An 11,911-nucleotide genomic window follows, 5' to 3' on the forward strand; every position below is an offset into this window, starting at 1 on the left:
CTGTCCGCAAGCGTTAGAGTTAAACGGTTGTGACGGTGTGCAGTGCCGTTGCCCGAGACGCAAGGGAGACGCCCGTTGGGACTTCTGGAAACCATCCGTGATCCGCGGGACCTGAACAGGTTGTCCGTCGAGCAGATGGAACGGCTGGCAGCGGAGATCCGGTCCTTCCTCATCAGCAATGTCGCCCAGACCGGCGGACACCTGGGCCCCAACCTTGGGGTGGTGGAGCTGACCATGGGTATCCACCGGGTCTTCGATTCGCCGCGGGACAGCATCGTTTTTGACACCGGGCACCAGTCCTACGTCCACAAGATGCTCACCGGACGCCAGGACTTTTCCACCCTCCGCCAGCAGGGCGGGCTCTCCGGCTATCCCTCCCGCGCCGAGTCAGTGCACGACATCGTGGAATCCTCCCACGCCTCCTCCTCCCTGTCCTGGGCCGACGGCATTTCCCGCGCCCGGCAGCTGACCGGCGAAGGGGACCGCTACACCGTGGTGATGGTTGGCGACGGCGCCTTGACCGGCGGCATGGCCTGGGAAGCCCTGAACAACATTGCCGCAGACCAGCGGCGCCGCGTCGTGATCGTCGTCAACGACAACGGCCGTTCCTACGCCCCCACGATCGGCGGCCTTGCCGACTACCTTGCCTCGCTGCGCCCCACCCTGGACGCCGTACGCACCCACCATGTGTATGAAAACACCCTCGGCTGGTGGAAGCAGCGGCTGCAGAACGGGGGACCGGTGGGCCGGTTCACCTATCACAGCCTCCACGCGGCCAAGCGCGGCATCAAGGACTGGTGGGCTCCGCAGGGCCTGTTCGAAGACCTCGGCATGAAATACATCGGCCCCATTGACGGCCATGACATGGCAGCCGTGGAGCGCGCCCTGCTCAAGGCCAGGAACTACAACGGCCCGGTGCTGGTCCATGCCATGACGGAAAAGGGCCGCGGCTACGCGCCGGCCCGCGCCCACGAGGCGGACCAGTTCCACGCCGTCGGCATCATCGACCCGGAAACCGGCAAGGCGGTGGAACCGGGCGGCAAGCAGTCCTGGACGTCCGTGTTCGCCACCGAAATTGCCGACATTGCCGATGAACGCGAAGACATCGTGGGCATCACCGGAGCCATGCTCATCCCCGTGGGCCTGCACCGGTTCGCGGAACGGCATCCGGAGCGGGTGTTCGACGTCGGCATCGCCGAACAGCATGCCCTGACCTCCGCGGCCGGCATGGCGTTCGGCGGGCTGCACCCCGTCGTCGCGCTCTATGCCACCTTCCTGAACCGCGCCTTCGATCAGCTGTTGATGGACGTGGCGCTGCATAAGGCCGGCGTCACCATCGTCCTGGACCGTGCCGGCGTTACCGGACCCGACGGCGCCAGCCACCACGGCATGTGGGACATGTCCATGCTCCAGATCGTGCCCGGGCTGCACCTGGCCGCGCCGCGGGACGCCACCCGGTTGAAGGAGGAACTGCGCGAGGCGGTCGCCATTTCCGATGCGCCCAGCGTGGTCCGGTTCTCCAAGGGAACCGTTGGACCCGACGTTGAGGCCGTGGAACGGACCAAGGACGGCGTGGATATCCTGGCCCGCCGCCCGGTTGATGAGCAGTCCAACGACGTTCTGATTGTCAGCGTCGGCGCGATGGCCGAAATGGCGCTGCAGGTGGCCAACCGGCTCGGCGCCCAGGGCATCAGCTCCACCGTGGTGGATCCGCGCTGGGTCCTGCCCGTGCCCGGTTCCATCATCCGCATGGCCGCGGAACACCGGATCGTGATCGTCATCGAAGACGGCGTGCGCGCCGGCGGTGTGGGATCCAGGATCCGGCAGGAGATGCGTGCCGCGGGCGTGGACACAGCGCTCAATGAAGTGGGCCTGCCGGTGGAGTTCCTGGACCACGGAACACGCGCCGAGGTCCTGGAGCGGGTGGGCCTGACCGCCCGCCAGGTGGCCAACGACGTCGTCGCCCAGGTCCTGGGCACGAAGGTTCCGTTTGCCCGGCCCCTGCCCGGGCAGGACATGCCTACCGGGCAGATCCCGAAAATCCAGTAAGCCGGCTCCGCGCGGCCCGCGCGGCGGCAGTCCCAAGGAGGAAGAGCCATGGCACAGGAACAACCGGACGTGGCTGTCACCGGCGCCACCGGTGCCCTCGGGGGTGCTGTCGCCCGGCTGCTGGTAGGAGCCGGCGTCAACCAACGGCTCCTGGCCCGCCACACGGCCCGGCTTCCGGAACTGCCCGGGACCCCCGTGTATGCGGCGGCCTACTCGGACCGGGAGCATGCTGCCCGGGCGCTCCGGGGGGTCAAGACCCTGTTCATGGTCTCTGCCGCCGAGAGCACCTACCGCCGCCAGGACCAGCGCACCTTTGTGGACGCCGCGGTGGAGGCCGGGGTGCAGCACATTGTCTACACCTCGTTCATGGGTGCCGCGCCCGACGCGGTGTTCACCCTGGCCCGGGACCACGCGGACACCGAGGAATACATCCGCTCCCGGGGGCTGGCGTTTACCTTCCTGCGGGACTGCCTGTACCAGGACGTCCTGCCCACCTTTGTGGGGCGCGACGGTGTGCTTCGCGGCCCCGCCGGGGACGGGCGCCTGGCCGCGGTGGCCCGGGCCGACGTCGCGCGCTGTGCGGCGAGGATCCTGACCGCGCCGCAGGAACACACGGGTGCCGTCTATACGCTTACCGGCCCGCAGGCACTGAGCTTCGAGGAGATCGCCGGCATCCTGACCCGGGTGGGCGGCAGCAAGGTCAGCTACCGGAATGAAACACTCGAAGAAGCCCGGGAATCGCGGAGCCTGAGCGGGGTGGGCCAATGGCAGATCGATGCCTGGGTGAGTACCTACACGGCCATTGCGGCCGGCCAGATGGCGGAGGTCAGCGGCGACGTCGAACGCATCACCGGCATCCCGCCGGTGGGCCTGGAAGACTACCTGAGGCACAGGTAACTGCCCGAGCCGTAAGAACTTAGATGACAGGTTGCGGTTGCAGGCGTTCCCCTTCCGATGGGGAGTGTCTAGGCTCAAGACATGCCCGAACCAAGCCTCGAACACGTCCGCCTGTTCCTTGACGAGTGCACGCTGGGCGGCCTGGATGAATCCGAAGCCGTCCCCGCTGCCGACCTGTACGGCATGTATATCGTCTGGTGCGAGAACGCCGGCCGGGAGCCGGCCTCGGTCAACACCTTCTACGGCGCCGTCCGGGACGCCGGCCTGCCGGAGACTGTGCGCCGCTCGGAACGGGTCTACGAGGGTGTGCTGCCGACCGGCCCGATTCCCGTCCAGTACATCCTGGAAACGGACAAGCCCCCAGGACCCAACAGCAATCCCTTCCCCTTCACCGGCTGAGCGCCGGACGGTGGCGCGGGCCACATCCGTGGCGGCGATTCGGTAGCGTAAGCACCATGACTTCTTACAACAGACTCGGCACCTCAGGCCTGACCGTTTCCACCGTCGGGCTGGGCTGCAACAACCTTGGCCGCTCCGGAACCCGGACCGAAGACCAGGCCGGAACCGACGCCGTCGTGAACGCAGCGATCGATGCCGGCATCACTTTGTTCGATACGGCTGACACCTACGGGGCGGTGCCGGGCCTGAGCGAGGAACGGCTCGGCAAGGCCCTGGGTGCGCGGCGCGACGACGTGGTGCTGGCCACCAAGTTCGGCATGGACATGCAGGGCGCCAACGGGCGGGATTTCGACGCGCGGGGTTCCCGGCGGTACATCGTCAAAGCCGCCGAGGCGTCGCTGCGCCGGCTGGGCACGGACTGGATCGACCTGTACCAGTTCCATACTCCGGATCCGCTGACCCCGATCGAGGAAACCCTCGCCGCGCTCGACGATCTGGTCCGCAGCGGCAAGGTCCGCTACATCGGCCACTCCAACCGCGCCGGCTGGCAGATCGCCGAAGCTGAATTCACCGCACGGATGGGCGGCTACACGCCGTTCATTTCCGCGCAGAACCACTACAACCTGCTGGACCGGCGTGCCGAACTCGAAGTTGTCCCCGCCGCCGAGGCGTACGGGCTGGGCCTGCTGCCGTACTTCCCGCTCGCCAACGGCCTGCTCACCGGCAAGTACAGCTCCGGCAAGGCTCCCGAGGGCAGCCGCCTGACCCACTCCCGGCAGAACCTGCTGGAGAAGGCCGACTTTGACCAGCTGGCCGAATTCGGTGCCTTCGCGAAGGACCGTGGGCTGACCGAGGTGCAGGTGGCGTTCTCCTGGCTTGCCGCCCAGCCTGCCGTCTCCTCGGTCATTGCCGGAGCCACGACTGTGGAGCAGGTGCAGCAGAACGCCGAAGCTGCGTCCTGGGAGCCGTCCGGGAAGGACCTGGAGGAGCTGGACCGGATCTTCCCGCGGGTGCCGAAGGTTGCTTTGTTCTAGGTTCTTCCCGTCACCTGGGCGGGTGGAGGGTCCGGAACCTTTGGCGGGTGGAGGGTCCGGAACGGCGGCAACGAAAATCCCGTCTCGCAGAGCTCGCCGGGATTATTAAAGCCGCCTAACCCGGACCCTCCGGCCTCCGCGGTCGCTCGCCTACCCGGGGACCTCCCAGCCGTCGAGTGTCGGGTACATGCCGCTTTTGCCGCACCATTCCAGCATCGCCCCGACACTCGGCGGCCGCAGAACAGGTGCCGGTGGCATGAGGAACGGGTTACGAAAAGGTAGCTGGTGCCGGTGGAACTTCCCCTCATCCTGTGGTCCACTGGCGTTGTGGCCCGAGCGTTGCGACGATTCGTGTAAGCCCGCCCCCTCGGACCGCCGGTGTGGAAATCCGGCCCGATCCGAAGGAGACGACATGTGTCGTTGGCTAGCGTATTCAGGTTCCCCCGTCCGTTTGGACGACCTTCTCTACAAACCCAGCAACTCCCTCGTCATTCAAAGCAAACACGCGCGCATGGGAGCCGAGACCACCAACGGGGACGGGTTCGGTCTTGGCTGGTACGGCACCGAACCGCTTCCCGGGCTCTTCCACAGCACCATGCCTGCCTGGCACGACCGCAACCTGCGCGAGCTGGCAGCGCAGGCGTCCGCGGGCCGCGTCTTCGCGCATATCCGCGCCACAACCGGCACCGCCATCCAAGAAACGAACTGCCACCCGTTCCGCCACGGCCAGTGGCTCTGGATGCACAACGGGGCGCTCACGGACTTCCCGAAGGTGAAGCGTGATCTGGCCATGGCGGTTGAGCCCAGCCTCTATCCGCAGATCGAAGGATCAACGGACTCCGAGCTGTTCTTCTACCTCGCGCTGACTTTCGGGCTGGAGCGGGACCCCCGCGCGGCGGTGGCCGAGGCGGTGGGCTTTATCGAGGACGCCGGACGGCGCCGCGGCATCGAACATCCGGTGCAGATGACGGTCGCAACCACCGACGGCGACACGACCTGGGCCTTTCGCTACTCCAGCGAGGGCAGCTCCCGATCACTCTTCGTCAGCAGCGACATCACGACTCTCCAAGCCCAGTACCCGGACCACCCGCTGCTCCACGGACGCTCGGACGACACTCGGTTGGTCGTCTCCGAACCGCTCGGGGATCTTCAGGGCGCGTGGCAGGAGGTTCCGGACGGCACATGCCTCGTCGTCCACGGAGGCGAAAAGGACCTGTATCCGTTTACGCCCTCGGCTCCGGTCGCTGCGGCGGTCTGAGCCCTGGTTAAACCGAAAGCGCCGGACGGACCGGAGTAGGCGGCGAAGGACATAAGGAGGGCTCCCACCGAAACCGGCGGGAGCCCTCCTTCCAACAGACTAGGAAGCGGCCGCAGCCGGCTCCTTCTCCGCATGGAACTTCTTGCCGTTCACGCGTTCGGACGCACCGACGCGGTCCAGGTACGGCGTGATGCCGCCCAGGTGCATCGGCCATCCGGCGCCGAGGATCATGCACAGGTCGATGTCCTCGGGACCTGCCACAACGCCTTCGCCCAGCATCAGGCCGATTTCCTCGGCGAGGGCATCCTGCGTGCGCCGCAGGACTTCCTCTGAGGTGGACGGCGTGTTGCCGAAGTCCAGCATGGCCAGGGTTTCGGCCGGAATGTACGGCTTTCCGTCCTCGTCCTTCTGCCAGAGCGACTTGATGCCGGCGTCGATGATCTTCTGAGAGTTCTTCGACAGCCAGAACCGCTCGCCGAAGGCAGCATGCAGGGATTCCTGCACATGCTGGCCCACCGGCAGACCCACCAGGGCCAGCAGGGTGAACGGGGACATCGGCAGGCCCATGGGGCGCAGCGCGTTGTCCGCCGTCGCGGCGTCGGTGCCCTCGTCGAAGACGGCGGTGATCTCGCCGAACATGCGGCCCAGGATGCGGTTGACCACAAACGCGGCGTCATCCTTGACCAGCACTGCGGTCTTCTTCAGCGCCTTGGCCAGCACAAACGCAGTGGCCAGCACGGCGTCGTCGGTCTTGGGGGCGCGCACGATTTCCAGCAGCGGCATGACGGCCACCGGGTTGAAGAAGTGGAAGCCCACCACGCGCTCCGGGTGCGCCAGGTCAGCGGCCATCTCCGTCACGGACAGTGACGAAGTGTTGGTGGCAAGGATGCACTCGGGGGAGACTACGGCCTCCACCTCTGCGAACACCTGCTTCTTGACGGAGAGTTCCTCGAAGACGGCCTCGATCACGAAGTCTGCATCCGAGAACGCTTCCTTGGAGACAGAGCCCGAGACCAGTGCCTTGGTGCGGTTGGCGGCGTCGGGGGAGATGCGCTTCTTGGCGAGCAGTTTGTCCACCTCGGCGTGCACGTAGCCCACGCCCTTGTCCACGCGGGCCTGGTCGATGTCCGTCATAACGACCGGGACCTTGAGCTGGCGGGCGAACAGCAGCGCGAGCTGGCTGGCCATCAGGCCGGCACCGACCACACCCACCTTGGATACCGGACGGGCCAGCTTCTTGTCCGGAGCGCCGGCCGGACGCTTGCCGCGCTTCTGCACCAGGTCCAGGAACGCGTAGACGGTGGAGTGGAACTGCGGGGTCTGCATCAGTTCCGCCAGCGCTTCGCACTCGGCGTCGCGGGACTGCTCGGCGGTCCAGTTCTTGCCGGCCTCCAGCAGGTCCAGCACCTTGGCGGGGGCGGGAGCAGCGTTGGAGGTGCGGGCCTCGACGACGGCGCGGCCGCGGGCGACGGCGGCGTCCCAGGCTTCAGGGGCGGTGGCCGGGTCTGCGGAGTGAGGCCGGGACACGGTTTCCTCACCGGTGATGACACGGGCGGCCCAGGCGAGGGACTGCTCCACGAAGTCGGCCGGTTCGAACATCGCGTCGGCAATGCCCAGCTTGAACGCTGCCGGACCGGAGAGGGTGCGGTTGTTGCTCAGCGGGTTCTCGATCATGACCTTGACGGCGTTTTCGGGGCCGATCAGGCGCGGCAGCAGGTAGACGCCGCCCCAGCCCGGCACCAGGCCGATGAAGGCTTCGGGCAGGGCCAGGGCTCCGGCGCCGGTGGAAACGGTGCGGTAGTCGGACTGGAGGGCTACTTCGAGCCCGCCGCCCAGGGCCACGCCGTTGATGAACGCGAAGCTGGGTACGCCCAGGGTGTGCAGCTTGCCGTACACCTCGTGGCCCAGGCGGGCCATGGCCAGCCCGTCCTCGTAGGAGGCGAGCTTCTGCGTGGCGGACAGGTCGGCGCCGGCCACCAGGTAGTGCGGCTTGCCGGTGACGCCGACGCCGACAATCTCGCCGGCCGCGGCCCGCGCCTGCAGGGCATCAAGCGCTGCGCCCAGTTCCAGCAGGGTGTTCGGGCCCAGCGTGGTGGGGCGGGTGTGGTCGACGTCGTTGTCCAGGGTGATCAGCGCAAAGGTGCCGGCGCCGCCGGGCAGGGCGATGTCCGAGACGTAGGAGTGCGTAACGACCTCGGTGGGGAAGAGGCCGGCCAGCCGCTGGTAATCGCTTGCAGTCATTACTTTGTGGCCTCCGTGGACTCGGTGTCGGTGTTGTAGTCGGGGTGGTTCGGGTTTTCCCAGATGATGGTGCCGCCCATGCCCAGGCCGATGCACATGGTGGTCATGCCGTAACGCACGGTCGGGTCTTCCTCGAACTGGCGGGCGAGCTGGTTCATCAGGCGCACGCCCGAGGAGGCCAGCGGGTGCCCGACGGCGATCGCGCCGCCGTAGCGGTTCACCCGGGGGTCGTCATCGGCGATCCCGTAGAAGTCCAGGAAGGAGAGCACCTGCACGGCGAAGGCCTCGTTGATTTCAAACAGGCCGATGTCCTCGATGGACAGGCCGGCCTGCTTCAGGGCCTTTTCCGTGGCGGGAACCGGTCCGTAACCCATGACCTCGGGCTCGACGCCGGCGAAGGCGTAGCTGACCAGGCGCATCTTGACGGGCAGGCCCAGTTCCTCGGCGGCGTCGGCGGAGGCGAGCAGAGCCGTGGTGGCGCCGTCGTTCAGGCCCGACGCGTTGCCGGCGGTGACGCGGCCGTGGGCGCGGAACGGGGTGCGCAGTTCGGCGAGGTCCTCGACTGTGGTCCCGGGGCGGGGACCTTCATCGACCGAGTTCAGGGTCCAGCCCTTGCCGGGCTTCTTGGAGGCAACGGGGACCAGGTCCGGCTGGATCTGGTTGTTGGCGTAGGCCTTGGCGAGCCGTTCCTGGCTGGCCGCGGCGTACGCGTCGGTGCGTTCCTTGGTGATTTCCGGGAAGCGGTCGTGCAGGTTCTCGGCGGTGTTGCCCATGTTCAGGGCGGCCGGGTCCACAATGCGTTCTGTGACGAAGCGCGGGTTCGGGTCGGCGTCCTTGCCCATCGGGTGGTTGCCCATGTGCTCCACGCCGCCGGCAATGACGACGTCGTACGCGCCGAAGCCGATGCCTGAGGCGGTGGTGGTGACGGCGGTCAGCGCGCCGGCGCACATGCGGTCGATTGCGAACCCGGGCACGGACTGCGGCAGGCCGGCCAGCAGCGCGGCGGTGCGGCCGATGGTCAGGCCCTGGTCGCCGGTCTGCGTGGTGGCGGCAATGGCCACTTCATCAATGCGTTCCGCGGGGAGGGAGGGGTTGCGGCGCATCAGCTCGCGGATGCACTTGACCACCAGGTCATCGGCACGCATGCCGGCGTACATGCCTTTCTCGCCCGCCTTGCCGAACGGAGTGCGGACTCCGTCAACGAAAACTACGTCCCTGATCTGCCGTGCTCGGCTTTGTGGGCTCACGTACAACTCCTCTTTGAGATATGAAACGGAACACTGTCCGGCCACCGATGTTACTCGCCGGTAACTTAGGCTGCAAGCGTTGGTGCGCATCGGCGTCGGGCGCGGTGCGGGAGCGCACGACTGACATGGACCCTATCGGAGTTGCCCCTCACCTGAGAGCGAACGGACCGTTTTCAGGATCCTCCAAGGACGCGCTCGTATTATTGTCGGACTATGGATGACCCTCCCTCACATAAACCCTTGCCCCTCCACGCTCTGACCGGATCTCCGGTTGCAACCAGAGAGGGGCGCCCGAATGTATGAATTGATCATGCTCGGTGTTGGGCTTCTGCTCACGGTCGGCACCGGGCTTTTTGTTGCCTCCGAGTTTTCGCTGGTCAATCTGGACCGCAATGACCTCGAGGCGCGGCAGGCCCAGGGGGAAAAGCGCCTGGGCCCCACCATCAAGGCCCTCAAGATCACCTCGACGCACCTCTCCAGCGCGCAGCTGGGCATTACGCTCACCACGCTGTTGACGGGTTACACGTTTGAACCGGCCATCAGTTCCCTGCTGCGTGAACCGATGCTTGCCCTCGGTCTTCCGGAGGCCTTCGTGGGCGGCGCCGGCGCCGTCATCGGTATTTTCCTGGCCACCGTATTCTCGATGATCATTGGCGAACTGGTGCCGAAGAACTTTGCCCTGGCACTGCCGCTGGCCACGGCCAAGCTGGTCATCCCCTTCCAGACCCTGTTCACCACGGTGTTCAAGCCTGTCATCGTGCTGTTCAACAACACCGCCAACGCGATCATCCGCTCCTTCGGCATCGAGCCCAAGGAAGAACTCTCCGGTGCGCGCAGCGCCGAGGAACTCAGCTCGCTGGTCCGGCGCTCCGCACTGGAAGGAGTGCTGGACCAAGATCACGCGCAGCTGCTCAGCCGCACCCTGCGGTTCTCGGACCACACGGCCGACGACGTCATGACGCCCCGCGTCCGGATGTGCTCGGTCGCAGCCGGCGCCAGCGCCGAACAGGTCATCGACCTGGCGATCACCACCGGCTACTCGCGCTTCCCGGTCCTGGGCCGGGACTCCGACGACATCCTGGGCGTGCTGCACGTCAAGCAGGCCTTCGCCGTTCCCCTCGCGGAGCGTGCCGCGGTCAGTGCCACCGAGCTCATGGTGGAGCCACTGCGCGTCCCGGAGTCCATGGGTGTTGATTCGCTGTTGGGGCTGCTGCGTCAGCAGGGCCTGCAGGTAGCCATCGTTGCCGATGAGCACGGCGGTACCGCCGGCATCGTGACGCTGGAGGACCTGGTGGAGGAAATCGTCGGCGAGCTGGAGGATGAGCACGACCGGGCCCGCGTGGGCGTGGTCCGCAGCGGCCGGTCGCTGACCTTCGATGCCTCGCTGCGCCCGGATGAGCTGCGCGAGCGCACCGGCGTGTCGGTGCCCGACGGCGAGGAGTACGACACGCTCGCCGGTTTCGTCACCGACCAGCTGGACCGCATTCCGGAACTCGGCGACGAAGTGGCACTCACCAACGGAACCCTTCGCGTGGAACGCGTGGTCGGCACGCATGTCGAACGGTTGCGCTACACCCCCACAGAGGGTGCGCTGCCCAGTGCCCACGACCAAATCATTGACGAGCTCACGAAGGACCTGGCATGAGTGAATATCTTCCCGGCATCATCTGGCTCGTAGTCCTGCTGGTCGTCAACGCCTTCTTCGTGGGCGCCGAGTTCGCCGTCATTTCAGCCCGCCGGTCACAGATCGAGCCCAAGGCCGAAGCCGGCTCCAAGGCCGCGAAGACCACGCTCTGGGCGATGGAGCACGCCACTTTGATGCTGGCCACCAGCCAGCTGGGCATCACGGTCTGCTCGCTGGTGATCCTGAACGTCTCCGAGCCGGCCATCCACCACCTGCTGGAAATCCCGCTGGGCCTGACCTCACTCTCCGCCGAGGCCATCGGCATTGTCGCCTTCGTGGTGGCCCTGCTGCTGGTGACCTTCCTGCACGTGGTGATCGGGGAAATGGTTCCCAAGAACATCTCCTTCTCAGTGCCCACCCGTGCCGCCCTGCTGCTGGCGCCGCCGCTGGTGATGGTGGCCCGGATTTTCAAGCCGGTGATCTGGTCGCTGAACGGCATTGCCAACAGTGTCCTGCGGCTGTTCAAGGTGGAGCCCAAGGATGAGGCCACCAGCGCCTACACCATGGATGAAGTGGCCAACATCGTGGAGCAGTCCACCCGTGAGGGCGTGCTGGCCGACGCCAGCGGCACCCTGAGCGCCGCCTTCGAGTTCACCTCCAAGACAGTCGCCGACGTCGAGGTTCCGATCTCCGGAATGGTGCTGCTGCCCGAGTCTGCCACTCCGGCCGACATCCAGCAGGCCGTGGGCCGCCACGGCTACTCCCGGTACATCCTGACCGATGACGACGGCGTCCCCAGCGGCTACCTGCACCTCAAGGACGTCATGGACCTGACGGAGCCGGAGAAGTTCAACGCCTCCGTGCCCACCAAGCGGATCCGCCGCCTGGCCTCGGCCTTCCGTGGCAGCGAGCTCGAGGACGCCCTGGCCACCATGCGCCGCACCGGCGCCCACGTGGCCCGGGTGTTCGACGCCGACGGCAACACCACCGGCGTGCTGTTCCTGGAGGACATCATCGAGGAACTGGTCGGCGAAGTGCAGGACGCCACCACCGTGTAGCGGTCCTGCCGTCCTGGCTGGTCCAACCCAGCCGTCGACGCCGGCCGCTCCCTTGGGGTGGCCGGCGTCGACGTTTAATGAGCACGCCAGCCTTATTGCACACG

9 protein-coding genes are annotated in these 11,911 nt (G+C 66.8%); 7 read left to right on the forward strand and 2 right to left on the reverse strand.

Going from position 1 to position 11,911, the window contains the following annotated elements:
- The first annotated feature begins 75 nt into the window (after positions 1-75).
- From dxs to KKR91_RS06955, 5 genes are all read left to right on the forward strand, one after another.
- Entirely contained in the window at positions 76-2,049 is a 1,974-nt protein-coding gene (gene dxs, locus KKR91_RS06935) for a 1-deoxy-D-xylulose-5-phosphate synthase (RefSeq protein WP_210230968.1), read from the forward strand.
- A 48-nt stretch (positions 2,050-2,097) separates the two neighbouring features.
- Positions 2,098-2,946 carry an SDR family oxidoreductase gene (locus KKR91_RS06940; protein WP_210230969.1) on the forward strand — a complete coding sequence of 283 codons (849 nt, stop codon included), beginning with the start codon at positions 2,098-2,100 and terminating at the stop codon, positions 2,944-2,946.
- 81 nt (positions 2,947-3,027) lie between these two features.
- A complete protein-coding gene (locus KKR91_RS06945) occupies positions 3,028-3,345 on the forward strand; it encodes a primase-like DNA-binding domain-containing protein (RefSeq protein WP_210230970.1) in 318 nt (105 codons plus the stop codon).
- Between the two features lie 56 nt (positions 3,346-3,401).
- Complete coding sequence (locus tag KKR91_RS06950; protein ID WP_210230971.1) at positions 3,402-4,379, forward strand: aldo/keto reductase; 978 nt, start codon at positions 3,402-3,404, stop codon at positions 4,377-4,379.
- A gap of 511 nt (positions 4,380-4,890) precedes the next feature.
- On the forward strand, positions 4,891-5,637 hold the full coding sequence (locus KKR91_RS06955; RefSeq protein ID WP_475558211.1) for a class II glutamine amidotransferase: 747 nt from the start codon (positions 4,891-4,893) through the stop codon (positions 5,635-5,637).
- Positions 5,638-5,736: 99 nt separating this feature from the next.
- On the opposite strand, the gene KKR91_RS06960 is transcribed toward KKR91_RS06955, so the two are convergent.
- Together KKR91_RS06960 and KKR91_RS06965 are read right to left on the reverse strand one after the other, a co-directional pair.
- Positions 5,737-7,878 (reverse strand): 3-hydroxyacyl-CoA dehydrogenase NAD-binding domain-containing protein, encoded by a 2,142-nt coding sequence (locus tag KKR91_RS06960; protein WP_210230973.1) that lies wholly within the window; start codon positions 7,876-7,878, stop codon positions 5,737-5,739.
- Positions 7,878-9,125 (reverse strand): thiolase family protein, encoded by a 1,248-nt coding sequence (locus KKR91_RS06965; protein ID WP_237687525.1) that lies wholly within the window; start codon positions 9,123-9,125, stop codon positions 7,878-7,880. The genes KKR91_RS06960 and KKR91_RS06965 overlap by 1 nt, the downstream gene beginning before the upstream one ends.
- Before the next feature lie 295 nt (positions 9,126-9,420).
- On the opposite strand from KKR91_RS06965, the gene KKR91_RS06970 reads away from it, so the two are divergent.
- Together KKR91_RS06970 and KKR91_RS06975 are read left to right on the forward strand one after the other, a co-directional pair.
- Positions 9,421-10,770 carry a hemolysin family protein gene (locus KKR91_RS06970; protein WP_210230975.1) on the forward strand — a complete coding sequence of 450 codons (1,350 nt, stop codon included), beginning with the start codon at positions 9,421-9,423 and terminating at the stop codon, positions 10,768-10,770.
- Positions 10,767-11,807 (forward strand): hemolysin family protein, encoded by a 1,041-nt coding sequence (locus tag KKR91_RS06975; protein WP_210230976.1) that lies wholly within the window; start codon positions 10,767-10,769, stop codon positions 11,805-11,807. The genes KKR91_RS06970 and KKR91_RS06975 overlap by 4 nt, the downstream gene beginning before the upstream one ends.
- The last annotated feature ends 104 nt before the right edge of the window (positions 11,808-11,911 follow it).

The sequence above is a fragment of the Arthrobacter jiangjiafuii genome (assembly GCF_018622995.1).
Taxonomy (GTDB): Bacteria; Actinomycetota; Actinomycetes; order Actinomycetales; family Micrococcaceae; genus Arthrobacter_B; species Arthrobacter_B jiangjiafuii.

Coding starts and splice junctions, on each gene's coding strand:
- KKR91_RS06940 (WP_210230969.1), top strand. CDS start 2,098: ATGGCACAGGAACAACCGGACGTGGCTGTCACCGGCGCCACCGGTGCC.
- KKR91_RS06975 (WP_210230976.1), top strand. CDS start 10,767: ATGAGTGAATATCTTCCCGGCATCATCTGGCTCGTAGTCCTGCTGGTC.
- KKR91_RS06970 (WP_210230975.1), top strand. CDS start 9,421: ATGTATGAATTGATCATGCTCGGTGTTGGGCTTCTGCTCACGGTCGGC.
- KKR91_RS06960 (WP_210230973.1), bottom strand. CDS start 7,878: ATGACTGCAAGCGATTACCAGCGGCTGGCCGGCCTCTTCCCCACCGAG.
- KKR91_RS06945 (WP_210230970.1), top strand. CDS start 3,028: ATGCCCGAACCAAGCCTCGAACACGTCCGCCTGTTCCTTGACGAGTGC.
- KKR91_RS06950 (WP_210230971.1), top strand. CDS start 3,402: ATGACTTCTTACAACAGACTCGGCACCTCAGGCCTGACCGTTTCCACC.
- KKR91_RS06955 (WP_475558211.1), top strand. CDS start 4,891: ATGGGAGCCGAGACCACCAACGGGGACGGGTTCGGTCTTGGCTGGTAC.